Origin of the sequence: Streptomyces sp. NPDC052040, assembly GCF_044548405.1 — a bacterium.
Taxonomy (GTDB): Bacteria; Actinomycetota; Actinomycetes; order Streptomycetales; family Streptomycetaceae; genus Streptomyces.
Genome location: NZ_JBIUBV010000022.1, coordinates 24,730 through 43,102 on the forward strand (window position 1 = coordinate 24,730; position 18,373 = coordinate 43,102).

Consider the following 18,373-nt stretch of genomic DNA (forward strand, 5'->3'; position numbering starts at 1 on the left):
TTGATACGACCCTGACGTGTCCCCGGCGCTTCTTGACGCCGCCGCAGCGCCCCCGGCTGTCGCCCCCGTCACACCGGGCGTCAAGGCGCCGTCAAGGTCGCCGGGCGCGGCGCGAAGAAACCGCAATGAGCGCTCGGATCAGGCCGGAAGCGGCCAGAACCTGGGTGCACCCGCATGCCTCTCCGCATGCGGCTCCCGCACGAAGGAGCGCCCGCCCATGTCCCTTCTGACCGCCGAACCCGGGGCCGTGCCCGCAGGGGAGGAGCCGCCGGACGCCGGGGAGCGCCACCGGCTGACCGCCGTCACCGGACTGGCCGCGCTCTCCCTGGACGCCATGGCGTCGGTGGCCTACGGTCCCGAGGCGATCGTTCTGGTCCTGGCCGCCGCAGGCGCGCACGGGCTCGGCTTCACGGTGCCGGTGACGCTCGCCATCGCGGCCCTGCTGGCGGTGCTGGTGGCCTCCTACCGCCAGGTCATCGCCGCGTTCCCGGACGGCGGCGGCTCCTACGCCGTCGCCCGGGCCCATCTCGGCGCGCGCACCAGCCTGGTGGCCGCCGCCTCCCTGGTCCTGGACTACGTACTGAACGTCGCCGTGGCCGTCACCGCCGGGGTCGCCGCCCTCACCTCCGCCTTCCCCGGGCTCTACGGCGACCGGCTGTGGCTGTGCCTGGCCGTGCTCGTGCTGGTCACGGGGGTGAATCTGCGCGGCATCGTGGAGTCCGCGCGGGTGTTCATCGTGCCCACCGTCGTCTTCGTCGGCGCGATCTTCGTGCTGATCGTGTCCGGCCTCCTCCGCTCCGCACCCGTGAGCACGGCCGCCGCCGAGGGACACGCCTCGGTGCTGGCGGACAACGCCACCTCCGTGGGCGCCCTGCTCCTGCTGAAGGCCTTCGCCTCCGGGTGCAGCGCCCTGACCGGGGTCGAGGCCATCGCGAACGCGGTGCCCTCCTTCCGTGTCCCGCGGGTCAGGCGGGCCCAGCGGGCGGAGGTGGCGCTCGGTGCCGTGCTCGGTCTGATGCTGGTCGGCCTGTCGGTCCTGATCTCCCGCTTCCACCTCCAGCCGGTGGCGGGTGTCACGGTCCTCGCCCAGCTCGCCGACGCCTCACTCGGCCACAACGGGGCTTTCTACGTCATCCAGTTCGCGACGATGATCCTGCTCGCCCTGTCCGCGAACACCTCCTTCGGCGGCCTGCCGGTGCTGCTGAAGCTGCTCGCGCGCGACAACTACCTCCCCCATGTCTTCGCCCTGAAGGCCGACCGCCAGGTCCACCGCCACGGCGTGCTCGCCCTGGCCCTCGTCTCCGCGGCACTGCTGGTCTTCTCCGGCGGCGACACCAACACCCTGGTGCCGCTGTTCGCCATCGGGGTGTTCGTCGGCTTCACGGTGGCCCAGATCGGCATGGTCCGGCACTGGCGTGCCGAGCGGAGCCGCGGATGGCGCGGCAAGGCGCTGCTCAACGGCTTCGGGGCGGTACTCACCGCGGTCGCCACGGTGGTCGTGACGGCCTCCAAGTTCGCCGACGGCGCCTGGCTGGTGGCGATCGCCCTGCCGCTGCTGGTCGCCGCCTTCGAGACCGTCCACCGTGCCTACGCCCGGATCGGCGACCGACTCGGACTGGGCCGCATACCCGAGCCGCCGCACCGCGACCGGTCCCTGGTGATCGTCCCGGTCTCGTCCCTGTCCCGGCTCACCTCCGAGGCGCTGACCGCCGCCGCCTCCCTCGGTGACGAGGTGCGCGCGGTCACCGTGTGCCATCCCGACGCCGAGGACCGGGCCCAGCTGCACGCCCTGGAGCGCGCCTGGGCCGCGTGGGACCCCGGTGTGCCCCTGGTCCGGCTCACCGCCGAGCGGCGCGCCCTGGGACGGCCGATCGCCGCCTACGTCCGGGAGGCCGCCGCCGCGGAACCGGCCACCCGGGTGACCGTGCTGATCCCCGAGACCGAGCCCGAGCGGCTGTGGCAGCGGCTGCTCCAGAACCAGCGCGGTGCCGTGGTCGCCCATGCCGTGCGACGGGAGACCGACGCGGTGATCTGCCGACTGCGCTTCCGGCTGTTCTGACGAATCGGCGCGCCGGTCGGCCGTGCCTCGCCCCAGGTCGCGGCGGGGTCCGTAAGAGTCCCGTCAAAGGCCCGACGCCCCCCGTAAGGGACCCGTCAACGGCGGCCGAATCCGGCCGGAAAGACGGTTTCCTCGAACCGTTCCAGTCCGATCCGAACCTCATCCAGGAGTTCACGATGGCCGATGTGGCCTTCGTCGTCACCATCCTCGCGGTCTTCGCGCTGGTGGCCCTCGCCGCCAAGGGGGTGACCAAGCTGTGACCGCCGAGAACATCGTCGGCCTGGTCGTGGCCGTCGCCCTGCTGGGCTATCTCGTCCTCGCCCTGATCTTCCCGGAGAGGTTCTGACGGTGACAACAGCTGCTACCGCGGCGGGTTACATGAGTCCCGTCCTCGCCGGAGCGCTCCAGCTGCTCGCCCTGATAGCGGCGCTGGCACTCGCGTACATCCCCCTCGGCTCCTACCTGGCCCGGGTCTACTCCTCCGACCGGCATCTGCGGATCGAGAAGTGGATCTACCGGGGCATCGGTGCCGACCCCGACGTCGAGATGCGCTGGCCCGCCTATCTGCGCGGTGTCCTCGCCTTCTCCACCGCGGGCGTGCTCTTCCTCTATCTGCTCCAGCGGCTCCAGGGCGTGCTGCCCGGCTCCCTCGGCTTCTCCTCGATCGAGCCCGCGCAGGCCTTCAACACCGCCGCGTCCTTCGTGACCAACACCAACTGGCAGTCGTACTACGGCGAACAGGCCATGGGCCATGTCGTGCAGACCGCCGGACTGGCCGTGCAGAACTTCGTCTCCGCGGCCGTCGGCATCGCGGTCGCGGTCGCGCTGGTGCGCGGCTTCGTCCGGGCCCGCACCGGCGAACTGGGCAACTTCTGGGCCGACCTGGTCCGCGGCACCGTCCGCGTCCTGCTGCCGCTCGCCGCGGTCGCCGCGGTCGTCCTGGTCGCCTGCGGCGCCCTCCAGAACTTCTCCGGCATCCACGCCGTCGGCCAGTTCATGGGCGGCTCCCAGCAGTGGAACGGCGGCGCCGTCGCCAGCCAGGAGGCCATCAAGGAGCTGGGCACCAACGGCGGCGGCTACTTCAACGCCAACTCCGCCCACCCCTTCGAGAACCCGACGCCCTTCACCAACCTCTTCGAGATCTTCCTGATCCTGCTGATCCCCTTCGCGCTCACCCGCACCTTCGGCATCATGGTCGGCTCGGTGCGCCAGGGCTACGCGATCCTCGCCACCATGGCCGCCATCTGGATCGGCTTCACCGCGCTGATGATGTGGACCGAGTTCGCCCACCACGGCCCGGCGCTCCAGGCCGCGGGCGGCGCGATGGAGGGCAAGGAGGTCCGCTTCGGCGTCGGCGGCTCGTCGATCTTCGCGGTGGCGACCACGCTCACCTCGACCGGCGCGGTGGACTCCTTCCACTCCTCCTTCACCGGGCTCGGCGGCGGCATCACCATGCTCAGCATGATGCTGGGCGAGATCGCGCCGGGCGGCACCGGATCCGGTCTCTACGGCATCCTGATCATGGCGGTCATCGCGGTGTTCATCGCCGGTCTGATGGTCGGCCGCACACCCGAGTACCTCGGCAAGAAGATCGGCTCCCGCGAGATCAAACTGGCGGCCGTCTACATCCTGATCACCCCGGCCCTGGTCCTCGTGTTCACCGCGCTGTCCATGGCCCTGCCGACCCCGCCGCACTCGATGCTCAACTCCGGCGCGCACGGCTTCTCCGAGATCCTGTACGCCTTCACCTCCGCCGCCAACAACAACGGCTCGGCCTTCGCGGGCCTGAACGCGAACACGGACTGGTTCAACACCATGACGGGACTTGCGATGCTGCTCGGCCGCTTCCTGCCGATGGTGTTCGTCCTGGCCCTGGCCGGCTCGCTGGCCCAGCAGAAGCCGGTACCGGTCACCGCGGGCACCCTGCGCACCGAGAAGCCGCTGTTCACGAGCCTCCTCGTGGGCGCGATCCTGATCATCACCGGTCTGACCTACTTCCCGGCGCTGGCGCTGGGTCCGCTGGCCGAGGGGCTGGCGTCATGACCACCGACACCCAGAAGCACGAGGACACCATGTCCACAGCCACCCCGACCCGGGCGCCGCACAGCGATGTGCCGACCGGCCACAAGGACGAGGGCCGCGTGGGCGCGGGTCTCTTCGACGCCAAGCAGCTGGTCAGGTCACTGCCGGACGCCTTCCGCAAGCTCGATCCGCGGGTGATGGTCAAGTCCCCCGTCATGTTCGTGGTGTGGATCGGCTCCGTCCTGACGACCGTCTTCTCCTTCAAGGACCCGGGCGACTGGTTCGGCTGGGCCATCAGCGCCTGGCTGTGGCTGACCGTCGTCTTCGCCAACCTGGCGGAGGCGGTCGCCGAGGGCCGCGGCAAGGCGCAGGCCGACACCCTGCGCAAGGCCAAGACCGACACCGTCGCCCGGCGCCTGGTGAACGGCGCCGAGGAGTGCGTACCGGGCACCGAGCTGCGCATCGGCGACCTGGTGGTCTGTGAGGCGGGCGACATCATCCCCGGCGACGGTGACGTCGTCGAGGGCGTCGCCTCCGTCGACGAGTCGGCGATCACCGGCGAGTCGGCCCCCGTCATCCGCGAGTCCGGCGGCGACCGGTCCGCGGTCACCGGCGGCACCAAGGTGCTCTCCGACCGCATCGTCGTCAAGATCACCACCAAGCCCGGCGAGACCTTCATCGACCGCATGATCAACCTGGTCGAGGGCGCCGCCCGGCAGAAGACGCCGAACGAGATCGCGCTCAACATCCTGCTGGCCTCGCTCACCATCGTCTTCCTCCTCGCGGTGGCGACCCTGCCGCCGCTCGCCGACTACGCGGGCACCCATCTGACGATGGTCGTGCTGGTGGCGCTGCTGGTCTGCCTGATCCCGACCACCATCGGCGCGCTGCTGTCCGCCATCGGTATCGCGGGCATGGACCGGCTGGTCCAGCGCAACGTCCTCGCCATGTCCGGACGGGCGGTGGAGGCGGCGGGCGACGTCTCCACGCTGCTGCTCGACAAGACCGGCACCATCACCCTGGGCAACCGGCAGGCCGCCGAGTTCCTCCCGGTCCGCGGCACCACCGAGGCGGAGGTCGCCGACGCCGCCCAGCTGTCGTCGCTCGCCGACGAGACCCCCGAGGGCCGCTCCGTGGTCGTCCTCGCGAAGGAGAAGTACGGGCTGCGCGAGCGCCACCAGGGCGAATTGGCCGGCGCCGAGTGGATCGCCTTCACGGCTCAGACCCGGATGTCGGGTGTGGACGTCGACGGGCGCAGGATCCGCAAGGGCGCGGCGGGCTCGGTCATCACCTGGGTGCAGGAGCAGGGCGGCACGGTCGCCGAGGACGCGGACCGGATCGCCCAGACGATCTCGGAGGCCGGCGGCACCCCGCTGCTGGTGGCGGTCCAGGACGACGGGGGCGCCCGGGTGCTGGGCGTCATCCATCTCAAGGACGTCGTCAAGGACGGCATGCGGGAGCGGTTCGAGGAACTGCGCCGCATGGGCATCAAGACCGTCATGATCACCGGGGACAACCCGCTGACCGCCAGGGCGATCGCCCAGGAGGCGGGCGTCGACGACTTCCTCGCGGAGGCCACTCCCGAGGACAAGATGGCGCTGATCAAGCGGGAGCAGGCGGGCGGCAAGCTCGTCGCGATGACCGGTGACGGCACCAACGACGCCCCCGCCCTCGCGCAGGCGGACGTCGGCGTGGCGATGAACACGGGCACGTCGGCCGCGAAGGAGGCCGGCAACATGGTCGACCTCGACTCCAACCCGACCAAGCTCATCGAGATCGTGGAGATCGGCAAGCAGCTGCTGATCACCCGTGGCGCGCTGACCACGTTCTCCATCGCCAACGACGTCGCGAAGTACTTCGCGATCATCCCGGCGCTGTTCGCGGCGGTCTACCCCGGCCTGGACAAGCTGAACATCATGCAGCTGTCGTCGCCCGACTCCGCGATCCTGTCCGCGGTCGTCTTCAACGCGCTGATCATCATCGCGCTGGTGCCGCTGTCCCTGCGGGGCGTGCAGTACCGGCCGGTGAGCGCCGACCGGATGCTCCGCCGCAACCTCGGGATCTACGGTCTCGGCGGCCTGATCGCCCCCTTCATCGGGATCAAGATCATCGACATGCTCATCTCCCTCATCCCCGGGCTGTAATGCCTTGAAAGCGTGCTGATCACCATGAACAACTCGGTATCCACCACGGCCCGGTTGCTCGGGGCGGGCCTGCGTGCCCTGCTCGTGCTGACCCTGGTGACCGGCGTCCTCTACCCGTTGGCCGTCACCGGTGTCGCCCAGGCCCTCTTCCCCTCCCGGGCGAACGGCTCCGAGATCAAGGCGGACGGCAAGGTCGTCGGATCCTCGCTGATCGGGCAGTCCTACGACCTGCCGCCGAAGAAGGGTGCGCAGCGCCCGGAGCCCGATCTGCGCTGGTTCCAGGGCCGCCCGGCGAACGGCCTCGGCACCAACAGCGTGAACACCCGGTACAAGCTGCTGCTGTCCGGTGCCACCAACCTCGCCGCCGACAGCAAGGTCCTGCTCCAGCAGGTCCGGGACGCCAAGGCCGCGGTGGTCAAGGACAACTCGGTGCCCGGCTACACCGTCGAGCCCTCCCAGGTGCCCGCCGACGCGGTCACCTCCTCCGGCTCGGGCCTGGACCCCGCCATCTCCCCGCAGTACGCGGAGCTCCAGGTCCACCGGGTCGCCGAGCGCAACGGCCTGTCCGTCGCCCGGGTGGAGAAGCTGGTCGAGGACCACACCGAGGGCCGCACCCTCGGCTTCATCGGAGACCCCACGGTCAACGTCCTCCAGCTCAATATCGCGCTGAAGGACCTCGTGGCGCAGCACTGACGGCCCGCCGTGGCCCGCCCCCTGGGAGCCGACGGCCCGGAGACCCTCCGGGACCGCCGGCTCCCGCCCGCGTCGGCCCGGAACTGGTCGCACGTAGCCGTATTGACCCGTACGACCCGTACGAGCCCGAACGAGAAAGGGAGGCGTACACCCATGAGCCGGGTGCTGGTGGTGGAGGACGACCCGCAGCTCGTCCGGGCCCTTGTGATCAATCTCCAGGCCCGCCGCTACCACGTGGACGCGGCCCCCGACGGCGCCACCGCCCTGACCCTCGCCGCCGCCCACCGGCCCGACGCGGTGCTGCTCGACCTCGGGCTGCCCGACATGGACGGGGTGGACGTCCTGAAGGCGCTGCGCGGCTGGAGCCGGGTGCCGGTGCTGGTGCTGTCCGCCCGGCGGGCCTCGGACGAGAAGGTGGCCGCCCTCGACGCGGGCGCCGACGACTACGTCACCAAGCCGTTCGGCATGGACGAACTGCTCGCCCGACTGCGGGCCGCGGTGCGCCGCTCGGCACAGACACCGCTCACCCCCCGGCCCCCGCGGATCGCCACCGACGCCTTCACCATCGACCTCTCGGCCAAGAAGGCGGTGCGCGACGGCCGCGACATTCGGCTCACCCCCACCGAGTGGCAGCTGCTGGAGATCCTGGTCAACCACCCGGGGCGGCTGGTCACCCAGAAGCAACTCCTCCAGGAGGTCTGGGGGGTGACCCGGAGCAACAAGTCCAACTATCTGCGGGTCTACATGGCCCAACTGCGGCGCAAGCTGGAGCCGGACCCCGCGCACCCCCGCCATCTCATCACCGAACCGGGCATGGGCTATCGCTTCGAGGAGTGAACCCCGCCCGCCCGCACCCCCTCTGCGGGCGTGTCAACAGCCCGTCAGGACCGGGACGTTCACCGTCATTGTCGCGTCATGAGGGGTCGGAGCGGCGGTGCGCCGGGCGTAGTGTCCACGACGGGCCCCGGGTCCGCCTCCCCGCGTTTGTCCGGGGCCCCGCCGACATCCTGGCCAGTGGATCACGGTCGGTAACCTCACGTCCCGGTTACGGAACCCTCAACCTCTGGTGGCCGGAGAGTAAGAACGCAACGATGGGGTCATGACTTTGGCCCAGCGCGCCCTGGAGCGACTTCAGGCCTGGCCCGACCTCACGGTCGAGCCCGCCAGTTGCGGCACCGGGCGGGCTCTCCGCTCCCGGTACAGCGAGATCGTCCACATCCACGGCGACCACGAGGCGGACCTGCATCTGACCAACGGGGCCCTGCGGCGCTTCTCCGGCGACCTCGCCGGATCGACCGCCATCCGGATGGTGCCCGGCTCGCGCTGGGTGACCGTGCACCTGGACTGCGACACCGATGTCGACCTGCTGCTGAGCCTGGTGAGTGTGGCGCTGCACGCCCACCAGACGCGTCCCCCGTCGGAGTCACCGCCCCGCGAGCCCTGCAACTTCCGCCGGGTCACGGTGCTTCCCCGTGCGCGGGAGGGCGCCCACGGCTGACCCCGTCCCGTTCAGTGCCGCAGATGCGGTGTACGGGTGTGGTGTCCGTGCACGGCGTGTTCGGCGGCGTGCGCCCGCTCGGCGAGCCCAGGTGCGAGGGCACGCACCTGCGCGCCCTCGCACCCCGGGCAGACCGCGTCGGCCAGCGGTGAACTGAGCACCCGGCCGCGCTCGTCGATATAGGCGTGCGAGGTCAGCCCGGCCTGGTCGGTGAAGAACACGACCCGGAACACCGCGTCCCACAGGCGCCCGCAGTCCTCGCAGACGAAGGTCAGTGTCTCGGAGACGGAGTGGGGATCGGCCGTCATGGTGCGGTCCTTCCCCGCCCGTCGGCCCGATGGGCGGCGTCGGTCTCCGTGCCCGCCCCGTGTGCCACGGCAGCCATCTCGCCACCCGGCCGGTGCGGCACGGATCGTCCTTCCAGTCTGCCCCGCCGTCCGCCGCCCCGGCATCCGGACCCGCCCGCCCGGTGGCCCCTCGGCGCCGGGAGCGTGCGGGCCGTGATCGTGTAGGCGGCGCGGACGCCGGGTACCCGGAGACGCCCACCGCCGCCGCGGCGGGAAGGAGGGCCGCACGGTGCCACGGATGCCCGAGCACGAGGCACGACGACGGTTCGCGGACGCCCGGGTGGCGCGTCTGGCGACCGTGGACCAGGCGGGACGGCCCCATCTCGTACCGGTGGTGTTCGCGTGCCGCGGCGACGACCGGATCGTGCTGGCCGTCGACCGCAAGCCCAAGCGCACCCACCGGCTGAAGCGGCTGCACAACATCGCCGTGCAGCCCGCCGTCTGCCTGCTGGCGGACGCCTACGACGAGGACTGGGAGCGGCTGTGGTGGGTCCGGGCCGACGGAGGCGCCCGCACGGTGCCGCCCGGCGCCCCCGCGGAAGGCGACCGCGAGGAGTACGACGAGGCCCTGGCCCTACTGGGACACAAATACCCCCAGTACCGGCGGACCCCGCCGGACGGACCGGTCGTCGTGGTCGCCGTGCACCGCTGGACCGGCTGGCGCGCCGCCGAGCCGCACCGGTCCGGCGCGGACGGGTGACCGCCCCGCCGCGGCCGCTGCCTCACCGCCGGGTGCCGCTCCCGGTCCGCTGCCTCACAGCCGGGGGTCGGGCCCCGTCCGCTCGTCGATCCCGGCGTCGCGGCGGACGCGGGCCGGCCGCGCCGTGTGCCGGTGCGTCGCCGCGGTCACCGCGGTGGCCAGGCCCAGGCAGAACAGCAGCGACAGGGCGAGACCGGAGGCGAACACGGCCAGGGTGTTGATGGTGGCGATGTGGTGGTCCAGCACCGACACCGAGTACTGGGGGCCGCCGGAGAGGTTTCCTGCGATCGCCAGAGCGGTGAAGGCGACGGTGGCTGCGAGAAGAAGCAGTCCGAGCAACAGCATCCGAGTCATCTCCTCAGGGAGTTCCGGCCACCCCCGAGTACCCGGTCCGCCACGGGCGAGACAACGCGGGGGGAGTTTCCGGAAGCCCCGCTCACAGCGGTGTACGGCCCGCGGTCAGGAGATAGGTGCCGTAGGCCACGGAGGTGGCCGCGAGGGTCGCCCCGATCAGCAGGGCCTGCTTCGGGCGCGTGCGCCAGCTGCGCGCCAGGCTGTGGGCCAGCGGGATCAGCAGGGGGAAGGCGGGCAGCAGAAAGCGCGGCTTCGAGGCGTAGGGGCCCGAGCCGCCCACCGTGATCAGCAGCAGGACGCCCGCGTAGACGATCAGGGGCAGGGGTGCGCGGTCCATGCACAGCAGGCAGAACAGCAGGACTGCCGTCACCACGAGCACCAGGGCCAGCGGGTACACGGCCCGCCCGCCGTGTTCGAGCAGCGCCTTGAGGAAGTGCAGCGAGCCGACGCCGAAGTCGAAGCGGGAGTCCCAGGCGCGCTGCACCGTGAAGTAGCCGCCGAAGAGGTTGCCCGTGTGCGCACCCACCCACAGCACGAACCCCACCCAGCCGAGCGGTGCGACGGCGGTGCCGATCCACAGCCCGGCGGGCACCCGGCCGCGCCTGCGGACGATCTCCTGCACCGCCACCGCGCCCACCGCGGCGGCCACGGCGAACCCCGTGGGCCGGGACAGGCCCGCCAGGGCGGCCAGCCCGCCCGCCCACAGCCAGCGTCTTTGCAGCAGGGCGTACAGCGACCAGGCGGCGAGGGCGGTGAGCAGGGGCTCGGTGTAGGCGATGTCCAGGACGACGGAGTGGGGCAGGGCGGCCCACAGCCCGACGAGCGCGGTGGCCACCGCACGGCCGTACAGGCGGTGGCCGATGGTGTAGATGCCGTACGCGGCCACCACGGCGGCGACCCAGGCGATCAGCAGCGCGGCCGCGCCCGGGGAGAGCGGCAGGACGGTGTACCCGGCCCGGATGAGCGCCGGATAGAGCGGGAAGAACGCCCAGTCCCGCTGCACGGCACCGGTGGTGGCCAGGACATGGGTCTGGGTGCCGTAGCCGTGCTGGGCGATGTGCAGGTACCAGCGCGAGTCCCAGGAGTGGGCCAGCCCCCTGAGCAGCGGCTGGCCCATGCGCTCATTGGCCAGGGCGACCGCCGCGAGCCCGGCGAGGCGGATGACGGCGAACAGGGCGAGCGCCCGTGCGGCACCGGGCACCAGCCGGGTGCTGAGGGGAAGGCGGACGCGCCGGTCAGTGCCACCGGCCCGTTCGGGGGCGGGGGCGGGCGAGAGTGCGCTCACACCTTGACCCTGCGTTATGGGCAGGCGGTCCGCAACGTGAGGTTTGGCCATGAAAGGGTCGTATACCACTGCTGTACGAGAGTCTGTCGTGACTCAGTGCTGAACAAGGTGAGGGCGTCCGTGCCGAGCGGCCGAACTCCCGCACTGGGCCGTCCGGGTGGCCCCCCTGCTCCCCGCTCCGCGGGCCGTCCACCGGGCCGGGCGGTCCGGTGCCGCGGCCGCCTTCCGTAGAGTGGGCCGGTGACGAACAACAGCAGGCCGGTCGCCGTCTTCGATCTCGACAACACCCTCGCCGACACCGCGCACCGGCAGCGTTTCCTGGAGCGGAAGCCGCGCGACTGGGCGGCGTTCTTCGCCGCCGCCCCGCAGGATCCGCCCCTGGCCGAGGGGGTCGCGCTGGCGCTGCGGACCGCCGCCGACTGCGAGCTGGTCTATCTGACCGGGCGCCCCGCCCGCTGCCGTCGCGACACCCTCGCCTGGCTCGCCGCGCAGGGGCTGCCCGAGGGGCGGGTGTACATGCGGGCCGACGGCGACCGCAGGCCCGCCCGGGTCACCAAGCTGGAGCTGCTCAGGGAGCTGTCCCGGGGCCGGGAGGTCCGCATGCTCGTCGACGACGACGAACTGGTCTGCCGGGACGCCGAACAGGACGGTTTCACCGTCGTACGCGCCCGCTGGGCTTCCCCCTCCGCCGCGCTGAAGGACGCGCAGGAGCGGGAGGGCCGTACCTGACCTGACCTGACCGGAGCCGGGCTACTCGCCGTCCTCCAGCCGGAATCCCACCTTCAGGCCGACCTGGTAGTGCTCGATCCGGCCGTCCACGATCCGTCCTCTGGCCTGGGTGACCTCGAACCAGTCCAGATTGCGCAGGGTCTGCGAGGCGCGGGCGATGCCATTGCGTACGGCCTGGTCGAAGCCCTCGGGCGAGCTGCCGACGATCTCGGTGACCCGGTAGGTGTGGTCGGTCATGGCGGGTGCTCCTCTTCGCGCGGCGGGTGTCACACTTCCTCCACCGTGCCGCACCGGACGGCGGTCCGCACCGTGGCGGGCGCCCCCGCCGTCGCGAGGGGCGCCCGCCGACCGTCGTGCAGGAGCCGTCAGCGCACCGTGCTGAGCGAGAGGGCGAACCTGCCCTCCGCGTCCGTCCACCAGTGCGTCAGCTCCAGCCCGGCCGCGCCGAGTTCGGCCCGTACGCCGTCCTCGCGGAACTTCGCCGACACCTCGGTGCGCAGTTCCTCCCCGGCCGCGAAGTCCACTGCCAGGTCCAGCGCGGGGATCTTCACGGTCTGGGCGGTCCGCGACCGCAGCCGCATCTCGATCCACTCAAGGCCGGAGTCCCACCGCGCCACATGGTCGAACGCGTCCGGGGCGAAGTCGGCACCCAGCTCCCGGTTGACCACGGACAGCACGTTCTTGTTGAACTCGGCGGTGACCCCGGCCGCGTCGTCGTACGCCGCGACCAGCACCGACGCGTCCTTGACCAGGTCGGTGCCGAGCAGCAGGGCGTCCCCGGGCGACAGCAGGGCCCGTACGGAGGCGAGGAAGTCCGCCCGCTCGGCGGGCAGCAGATTGCCGATCGTGCCGCCGAGGAAGGCCGCCAGCCGAGGACCCGGCGTGTCCGGGAGCGTCAGTCCCGCGGTGAAGTCGGCGATGAGCGCGTGCACATCGAGGTGCGGCCGCTCCGCGACCAGGGCTTCTCCCGCCTGGACCAGCGCGCTTTCGCTGACGTCCACCGGAACATAGGTGTGCAGAGCGGTCAGCGCGTCCAGCAGATGGCGGGTCTTCTCGGAGGAACCGGAGCCCAGTTCCACCAGGGTCCGGGCACCGGTCGCGGCCGCGATCTCCCCGGCGCGGTCGACCAGGATCTCCCGCTCGGCGCGGGTGGGGTAGTACTCCGGCAGTTCGGTGATCTTCTCGAACAGGTCGCTGCCGCGCGCGTCGTAGAACCACTTCGGCGGCAGAGTCTTGGGGGTGCCGGTGAGGCCGCGGAGCACATCGGCGCGCAGTGCGGCACCGGTGGCGTCCTCGGGCAGGGTGCGGGTGACAAGGAAGGGGCTCACGTGCGGGACTCCTCCGATGGTGCGGGTGCCAGGTCGTCGCGTGGGTCCTTGAGCGGGGTCAGGGCAACTCCGGTGCGGGTGGCCGACAGCAGGGTGCGGTCGGGCACCTCCTGCCACCGCGGATCGTCGTCGTAGGGCTCGGAGGCCACCACGACGCGGTCGCCCGGCCCGGTGAGACACCAGAGCGTGTCGCCCCAGGCCGTCGCGGTGATGGTCGTGCCGTCGGTGACCAGGAGGTTCAGCCGGGCGCCGGGTGCCGCCGAGGCGACCTCCAGCACGGTCTCGGTGACCGCCTTGGCGTCCTCCAGCCCGGCGCGCAGCCGGTTCAGCAGCAGCGCCCAGACGAGCGCCGAGTCGCAGCGCGCCTCCAGGGAGAGCAGCTCCACCGGCGGCAGCGATCCGGCGAGCCGGGCCATGGAATCCGGCCAGCCCGGCACGGCCCCGTTGTGGCTGAACAGCCACCGGTCACCGGTGTACGGGGCCGCCGCGGCCTCCAGGTCGGGGTCGGCGCGGGTCGCGTCGCGCACCGCGGCCAGCACGGCGCCCGAGCGCACCACCCGCGCCAGATCGGTGAGGGAGGTGTCGGACCACATGGGTCCGGACCTGCGGTAGCGGGCGGGCACGGGGTCGCCCGGGGCGTACCAGCCGACCCCGAAGCCATCGGCGTTGACACTGCCGTACCGCTGGCGGCGCGGCTCCCAGGCCTGCCGGTACAGGCTGTGCGCCGGTGCCATGAGGATCCGTTCGAGCGGCTCCGGGGGTCCCAGGAAGGCAAGATGACGGCACATCACGCGTCCCTTGCCGTGCGGAAACCGGAGAAGATCTGCCGCCGGACCGGGTAGTCCCAGTTGCGGAAGGTGCCCCGGCAGGCCACCGGGTCCACGGCGAAGGAACCGCCCCGCAGCACCTTGTACTCGGGCCCGAAGAAGACCTCCGAGTACTCCTTGTACGGGAAGGCCGTGAACCCCGGATAGGGCGCGAGGTCGCTCGACGTCCACTCCCACACGTCGCCGATCAACTGCCGTACGCCGAGCGGCGAGGCACCCGCCGGGAAGCTGCCCACCGGTGCCGGACGCAGATGGCGCTGACCGAGGTTGGCGTGCTCGGGCGTCGGGTCGGCGTCGCCCCACGGATAGCGCCGGGAGCGGTCCGTGGCCGGGTCGTGGCGGGCCGCCTTCTCCCACTCGGACTCGGTGGGCAGCCGGCGGCCCGCCCAGCGCGCATAGGCGTCCGCCTCGTACCAGCACACATGCAGCACCGGCTCGTCCGGCGGCACCACCTCGGTCACGCCGAAGTGCCGCCGCAGCCACTGGCCGCCCTCACGGTGCCAGAACAGGGGCGCCCGAAGACCCTGGGAGCGGACGTGCTCCCACCCCTCGGGCGCCCACCAGCGCTCGTCGCCGTAGCCGCCGTCGTCGATGAACTCCTGGTAGGCGGCGTTCGTGACCGGCAGGGTGTCGATGAAGAACGCCGCCACCTCACGCCGGTGCGCGGGCCGTTCGTTGTCCAGCGCCCAGGGCTCCGCGGAGGTGCCCATGGTGAACGGGCCCGCCGGTACGAGGACTTCGGACGGACCGGTGTACGGCGGTGCCGGATCCGGGTCCGGGGCGGTGAGCGCCTGCGGGCCCCGGCGCAGCTGATGGGTGATCAGCATGGTTTCGTCGTGCTGCTGTTCGTGCTGGGCGATCATGCCGAACGCGAAGCCCGCCTCCGTCAGCCGATGGCCCTCGAACGGCGTGCTCTCCAGCACGTCCAGGGCCCGCCCCCGCACCTCGGCGGCATAGCGGCGGGCCTCCTCGGGCGGCAGCAGGGGCAGCGTGGGCCGGGCGGCGCGCGGATGCTCGAAGGCGTCGTACAGCCCGTCTATCTCGGGCCGCATGGCCTCCCGCCCCGCGACCGCGCGCAGCAGCCACAGCTCCTCCTGGTTCCCGATGTGCGCCAGGTCCCAGACCAGCGGCGACATCAGGGGGGAGTGCTGGGCGGTGAGATCGGGGTCGTCCACGCAGCCGGTCAGCAGCGCGGTGCGGTCCCGCGCCGCGACCAGCGCGTCCAGGGCACGTTCCCGCAGGGTGCCGGGGTCGATCGGCGACCGGGCGTCGGTCATGAGTGCGTGTCCTTCCCGTGGAACCGGGTCCCGTCCCCGGCGGCGGGGATGTCCTTCCCGTGGAACCGGAGCAGCAGATCGTCGGCGGGGCAGCGGCCCCGGGCCACATAGCGGTCGGTGAACTCCGCGACGGCCTCCTGTACGTCGTCGGTGGCGCCGAGCCGGGGCAGCGCGTCGGCGGCGGCCGCGAAACAGGCCACGGCGGCCTCTTGCAGCTCGGGGTCGGCGAGGCCCTCCCGGGCGGCGGTCACCCAGAGCCCGTTGCGCGGCGGCGGCAGCGGCCCGGCCCGTTCGGCCAGCGGCTTGACGGTCCGGTACGCGGTCTCGGCGGCCTCCGGATCGTCGAACAGCGCCGCCGTCACGGCGAGCGGCACGATCCAGCCGTCGTCGCCGGGCTGTGCGTCGATCATGCGGAGTTCGATGTGCCCGCGGGGCCGCACCGGGGGGAACAGGGTCGTGAGGTGGTAGTCCAGGTCGTCGCGGTCCGGCGGATCCGCGGACCGGGTCCAGGCCCGGAAACTGAGGCCGTCCGGCACCTGCCAGGGGCCGGGGCCGCCCCGTACGCACATCACGGGCGCCTCCAGCACATGGCGGGCCCAGCGGGCGCGCGGATCGCCCAGGAGGGGCGGCGCGTCGGTGCGCCCCGGGTCCATGGCGGCCCACAGGGACTGCCGGGTGGAGCGCCAGCCCGTGGGGCGGCCCCGGGAGAGCGGGGAGTGCGCGAACGCGGCCACCAGCACCGCGCCCAGCTGGTGCGCCAGCCACCAGCGCCGGACGTGCCCGAGCGGGCCGGGCTCCTCGTGGCCCGCGTCCAGGCAGACCTGGACGGAGGCCGAGGAGCACATCATCGACCGCCCCTCGGGACCGGTGCGGTCGAGGTAGCGCTCCATCGCGTCGTAGCGCGGCTCCCGCAGGAAGCGGCGCGGGGGGTTCCAGGGTTCGTGGCCGTAGCCGCTCAGGCCCAGACCCGCCTCGGCCAGCAGGGCGCGGACCGCGTCCAGGTCGGCGGAGACCGACCCGATGCACTCCATCAGGGAGGCGGCGGGGGCGGAACTCAGCTCCAGTTGCCCGCCCGGTTCGACGGTGAGGGCCGAACGCAGGGGCAGGGTCCGCAGCGCGGTGTAGACCGCGCGAAGGCGTTCATGGGGTGCCGGGAGCCAGGGTCTGCCCAGTTCATGGACGAACCACTCGACTTCGACACCGAGGGTGCGAGGCGGTCCGGTCTTGAAACAGATACCGCGGACCAGCGCTTCCACCTCGGCTTCGGCTGCCGCGGAGCGGGGCTCCGTAGAGCCACTCACCGCATCGGACATGTCGGGATCCTCCTGAGATTCCACCATGCCGCCGGCTGGGCTTCGGATGGGCCGGGCCGGCGTCGCTCGTCCCACCCAAGACCCTCCCGTGCGGTCGCACAAGAGTGCGCAGCGGAGCTTCGCGGACTGCTTTCTCCCTGTTTCCCGGGCCGGGGAGGGTGATTCCTGGGAGCGGGAAACTCTGTTGCGGCGTAGGTCCAGCATCGCTCACCATGCGTTCATGAGCACCACGGGGGAGATCGGCAGCGCGCCGCCGAGCGCCGCGCGCCGGGTGCTCACGGCACCCACGGGGGTGGCGCCGTGAGCGCCCGGCTGCGCGGGATCGCGCAGCACACGCAGGAGATCGTCGAGGCGGGGGGATACCGCAGCCCGCAGGGCCGCGCCGTGGCCCTCGCGGCGGCCGTGGAGGCCGCCCGCGCCGGGACACGGATGTACGGTCCGGGACCGCCGGAGACACCGCCGATACGCCCGGCGGCCATGGCCGTGGAGGTGACCGGGGAGAGCAGCCTCGAAGCCGCCCGGCGCCTGGTGGGCCGATCGGGTGATCCGGTGGCCGTGCTCAACTTCGCCTCGGCGCGCAACCCGGGCGGCGGCTTTCTGAACGGGGCCCAGGCCCAGGAGGAGGCGCTGTGCCGCGCCTCCGCGCTGTACACGTGCGTGCGGCGGGTCCGGGAGTTCTACGACCACCACCGGGCGCACCGGGATCCCTTGTACACGGACCGCGTCATCCACTCACCGGCCGTGCCCGTCTTCCGGGACGAGCGCGGCGGACTGCTGGAGGAACCGTTCGCGGTGGGCTTCCTGACCGCCGCCGCGCCGAACGCGGGCGTGGTGCTGAGCAGGGAGCCGGAGCGGGCGGCCGAGCTGCCCGGCGCCCTGGCGGCCCGGGCCGGGCGGGTGCTGGAGACGGCCGCCGTCTGCGGCTACCGGCGCCTGGTCCTGGGCGCCTGGGGCTGTGGAGTCTTCCGGAACGAGCCGCGGCAGGTGGCCGGGGTGTTCCACGGCCTGCTGGTCGCAGGGCGGTTCGCGGGCGCCTTCGACGAGGTGGTCTTCGCCGTACTGGACCGCACCCCGGGGGCGGCCACCCGCACCGCCTTCGAGCGCGTCTTCACGGGGGCGGAGGACGCCTGACCTGCGGACCGGCGGGTCTTGAGCCGGGGGCCGTCGGGTCCAGCCGCTCACCGGCCGACCCGTGGACCGGCGGGTCAGGCGTACTGCTCACCGGCCGACCCGCGGCTCCGCCGTATCGCTCAGTTCCAGCCGTACCGCTCCCGCAGCCGGTGCACCACCAGGTTGAACCGCATCCGGTCCAGGGCGCACGCCTCCCTGCGCATCCCGGCCTCGTGCAGCCGCAGCACCCGGTCCACATCGACCCAGGAGTCACGCCCCGACCGGTCCCAGGGGCCGCTGCCTATCGCCACCCACTCCCGGTCGGCGTCGTGCCGCTTGCTGGACAACTGCACGGCGAGCAGCGTGCCGCGCGGCTCCCGGGCGACCACGAGGACCGGACGGTCCTTGCCGCGCCCGTCGTTCTCCTCGAACGGCACCCAGGTCCAGACGATTTCCCCCGGGTCGGGGTCCCCGTCGTGCGCGGGGGAGTACTCGGTCCGCACCCGGCCCACGGCGCGCGGGTCGGCCTCGGTGGTCGCGGAGGAGCCGTAGCGGCCCTGGATGTTCGCATCGGTCTCATCGGTGAAGGCAGTCACGCGGCTCACCGTAGAAGGTGGCCGGAACCGGTCCTTCACCGGGGCAGCCACCTGATGCCTCGTCATTCCGGTTCGTGCGCCCGGACCGTGG

The 18,373-nt window shown here is 72.3% G+C and carries 19 protein-coding genes; 10 read left to right on the plus strand and 9 right to left on the minus strand.

Annotated elements, in window-relative coordinates; genetic code table 11:
* Nucleotides 1–217: 217 nt before the first annotated feature.
* From ACIHAA_RS29520 to ACIHAA_RS29550, 7 genes are all read left to right on the plus strand, one after another.
* Nucleotides 218–2,059 (plus strand): APC family permease, encoded by a 1,842-nt coding sequence (locus ACIHAA_RS29520; protein ID WP_399822487.1) that lies wholly within the window; start codon nt 218–220, stop codon nt 2,057–2,059.
* Between the two features lie 256 nt (nt 2,060–2,315).
* On the plus strand, nt 2,316–2,405 hold the full coding sequence (kdpF, locus tag ACIHAA_RS29525; RefSeq protein ID WP_016434100.1) for a K(+)-transporting ATPase subunit F: 90 nt from the start codon (nt 2,316–2,318) through the stop codon (nt 2,403–2,405).
* Between the two features lie 32 nt (nt 2,406–2,437).
* On the plus strand, nt 2,438–4,102 hold the full coding sequence (gene kdpA, locus ACIHAA_RS29530) for a potassium-transporting ATPase subunit KdpA (RefSeq protein ID WP_399822592.1): 1,665 nt from the start codon (nt 2,438–2,440) through the stop codon (nt 4,100–4,102).
* Entirely contained in the window at nt 4,099–6,225 is a 2,127-nt protein-coding gene (kdpB, locus tag ACIHAA_RS29535) for a potassium-transporting ATPase subunit KdpB (protein WP_399822490.1), read from the plus strand. Before kdpA ends, kdpB begins: the two co-directional genes overlap by 4 nt.
* A gap of 24 nt (nt 6,226–6,249) precedes the next feature.
* On the plus strand, nt 6,250–6,918 hold the full coding sequence (locus ACIHAA_RS29540; protein ID WP_399822492.1) for a potassium-transporting ATPase subunit C: 669 nt from the start codon (nt 6,250–6,252) through the stop codon (nt 6,916–6,918).
* Nucleotides 6,919–7,071: 153 nt separating this feature from the next.
* Entirely contained in the window at nt 7,072–7,755 is a 684-nt protein-coding gene (locus tag ACIHAA_RS29545) for a response regulator (RefSeq protein ID WP_399822494.1), read from the plus strand.
* A 262-nt stretch (nt 7,756–8,017) separates the two neighbouring features.
* The gene (locus tag ACIHAA_RS29550) at nt 8,018–8,416 is read left to right on the plus strand and encodes a luciferase family protein (RefSeq protein ID WP_399822495.1); all 399 of its coding nucleotides are present in this window, start codon (nt 8,018–8,020) and stop codon (nt 8,414–8,416) included.
* An 11-nt stretch (nt 8,417–8,427) separates the two neighbouring features.
* Here the strand turns inward: ACIHAA_RS29550 and ACIHAA_RS29555 are convergent, their stop codons facing one another.
* Entirely contained in the window at nt 8,428–8,724 is a 297-nt protein-coding gene (locus ACIHAA_RS29555; protein ID WP_399822497.1) for a hypothetical protein, read from the minus strand.
* Between the two features lie 268 nt (nt 8,725–8,992).
* Between ACIHAA_RS29555 and ACIHAA_RS29560 the strand changes: the two genes are divergently transcribed.
* Complete coding sequence (locus ACIHAA_RS29560) at nt 8,993–9,463, plus strand: TIGR03668 family PPOX class F420-dependent oxidoreductase (RefSeq protein WP_399822499.1); 471 nt, start codon at nt 8,993–8,995, stop codon at nt 9,461–9,463.
* Nucleotides 9,464–9,517: 54 nt separating this feature from the next.
* Here ACIHAA_RS29560 and ACIHAA_RS29565 read toward each other — a convergent pair whose 3' ends face one another.
* Entirely contained in the window at nt 9,518–9,808 is a 291-nt protein-coding gene (locus ACIHAA_RS29565; protein ID WP_399822500.1) for a hypothetical protein, read from the minus strand.
* Nucleotides 9,809–9,899: 91 nt separating this feature from the next.
* Nucleotides 9,900–11,102 (minus strand): hypothetical protein, encoded by a 1,203-nt coding sequence (locus ACIHAA_RS29570; RefSeq protein ID WP_399822502.1) that lies wholly within the window; start codon nt 11,100–11,102, stop codon nt 9,900–9,902.
* 240 nt (nt 11,103–11,342) lie between these two features.
* On the opposite strand from ACIHAA_RS29570, the gene ACIHAA_RS29575 reads away from it, so the two are divergent.
* Nucleotides 11,343–11,831: a hypothetical protein gene (locus tag ACIHAA_RS29575; protein ID WP_399822504.1), complete on the plus strand. Its 489-nt coding sequence runs from the start codon at nt 11,343–11,345 to the stop codon at nt 11,829–11,831.
* A gap of 21 nt (nt 11,832–11,852) precedes the next feature.
* Here ACIHAA_RS29575 and ACIHAA_RS29580 read toward each other — a convergent pair whose 3' ends face one another.
* The 5 genes from ACIHAA_RS29580 to egtA form a co-directional block, all read right to left on the minus strand.
* Nucleotides 11,853–12,068, minus strand: coding sequence for a dodecin (locus tag ACIHAA_RS29580; RefSeq protein ID WP_399822506.1), 216 nt, complete (start codon nt 12,066–12,068; stop codon nt 11,853–11,855).
* 128 nt (nt 12,069–12,196) lie between these two features.
* A complete protein-coding gene (gene egtD, locus ACIHAA_RS29585; protein ID WP_399822508.1) occupies nt 12,197–13,159 on the minus strand; it encodes an L-histidine N(alpha)-methyltransferase in 963 nt (320 codons plus the stop codon).
* The gene (gene egtC, locus ACIHAA_RS29590) at nt 13,156–13,947 is read right to left on the minus strand and encodes an ergothioneine biosynthesis protein EgtC (protein ID WP_399822509.1); all 792 of its coding nucleotides are present in this window, start codon (nt 13,945–13,947) and stop codon (nt 13,156–13,158) included. Before egtC ends, egtD begins: the two co-directional genes overlap by 4 nt.
* Nucleotides 13,947–15,263: an ergothioneine biosynthesis protein EgtB gene (gene egtB / locus ACIHAA_RS29595; RefSeq protein WP_399822511.1), complete on the minus strand. Its 1,317-nt coding sequence runs from the start codon at nt 15,261–15,263 to the stop codon at nt 13,947–13,949. The genes egtC and egtB overlap by 1 nt, the downstream gene beginning before the upstream one ends.
* On the minus strand, nt 15,260–16,576 hold the full coding sequence (gene egtA / locus ACIHAA_RS29600) for an ergothioneine biosynthesis glutamate--cysteine ligase EgtA (RefSeq protein WP_399822513.1): 1,317 nt from the start codon (nt 16,574–16,576) through the stop codon (nt 15,260–15,262). Before egtA ends, egtB begins: the two co-directional genes overlap by 4 nt.
* A gap of 300 nt (nt 16,577–16,876) precedes the next feature.
* Between egtA and ACIHAA_RS29605 the strand changes: the two genes are divergently transcribed.
* Entirely contained in the window at nt 16,877–17,707 is an 831-nt protein-coding gene (locus tag ACIHAA_RS29605; protein WP_399822514.1) for a TIGR02452 family protein, read from the plus strand.
* A gap of 119 nt (nt 17,708–17,826) precedes the next feature.
* Here the strand turns inward: ACIHAA_RS29605 and ACIHAA_RS29610 are convergent, their stop codons facing one another.
* Nucleotides 17,827–18,282 (minus strand): type II toxin-antitoxin system PemK/MazF family toxin, encoded by a 456-nt coding sequence (locus ACIHAA_RS29610; RefSeq protein ID WP_399822516.1) that lies wholly within the window; start codon nt 18,280–18,282, stop codon nt 17,827–17,829.
* Nucleotides 18,283–18,373: the final 91 nt, after the last annotated feature.

Excerpts from the sequence above, each read along its gene's own strand:
- ACIHAA_RS29520 (WP_399822487.1), top strand. The coding sequence starts at position 218 with ATGTCCCTTCTGACCGCCGAACCCGGGGCCGTGCCCGCAGGGGAGGAG.
- kdpA (WP_399822592.1), top strand. The coding sequence starts at position 2,438 with ATGAGTCCCGTCCTCGCCGGAGCGCTCCAGCTGCTCGCCCTGATAGCG.
- kdpB (WP_399822490.1), top strand. The coding sequence starts at position 4,099 with ATGACCACCGACACCCAGAAGCACGAGGACACCATGTCCACAGCCACC.
- ACIHAA_RS29540 (WP_399822492.1), top strand. The coding sequence starts at position 6,250 with ATGAACAACTCGGTATCCACCACGGCCCGGTTGCTCGGGGCGGGCCTG.
- ACIHAA_RS29545 (WP_399822494.1), top strand. The coding sequence starts at position 7,072 with ATGAGCCGGGTGCTGGTGGTGGAGGACGACCCGCAGCTCGTCCGGGCC.
- ACIHAA_RS29550 (WP_399822495.1), top strand. The coding sequence starts at position 8,018 with ATGACTTTGGCCCAGCGCGCCCTGGAGCGACTTCAGGCCTGGCCCGAC.
- ACIHAA_RS29555 (WP_399822497.1), bottom strand. The coding sequence starts at position 8,724 with ATGACGGCCGATCCCCACTCCGTCTCCGAGACACTGACCTTCGTCTGC.
- ACIHAA_RS29565 (WP_399822500.1), bottom strand. The coding sequence starts at position 9,808 with ATGCTGTTGCTCGGACTGCTTCTTCTCGCAGCCACCGTCGCCTTCACC.
- ACIHAA_RS29580 (WP_399822506.1), bottom strand. The coding sequence starts at position 12,068 with ATGACCGACCACACCTACCGGGTCACCGAGATCGTCGGCAGCTCGCCC.
- egtC (WP_399822509.1), bottom strand. The coding sequence starts at position 13,947 with ATGTGCCGTCATCTTGCCTTCCTGGGACCCCCGGAGCCGCTCGAACGG.
- egtB (WP_399822511.1), bottom strand. The coding sequence starts at position 15,263 with ATGACCGACGCCCGGTCGCCGATCGACCCCGGCACCCTGCGGGAACGT.
- egtA (WP_399822513.1), bottom strand. The coding sequence starts at position 16,576 with ATGTCCGATGCGGTGAGTGGCTCTACGGAGCCCCGCTCCGCGGCAGCC.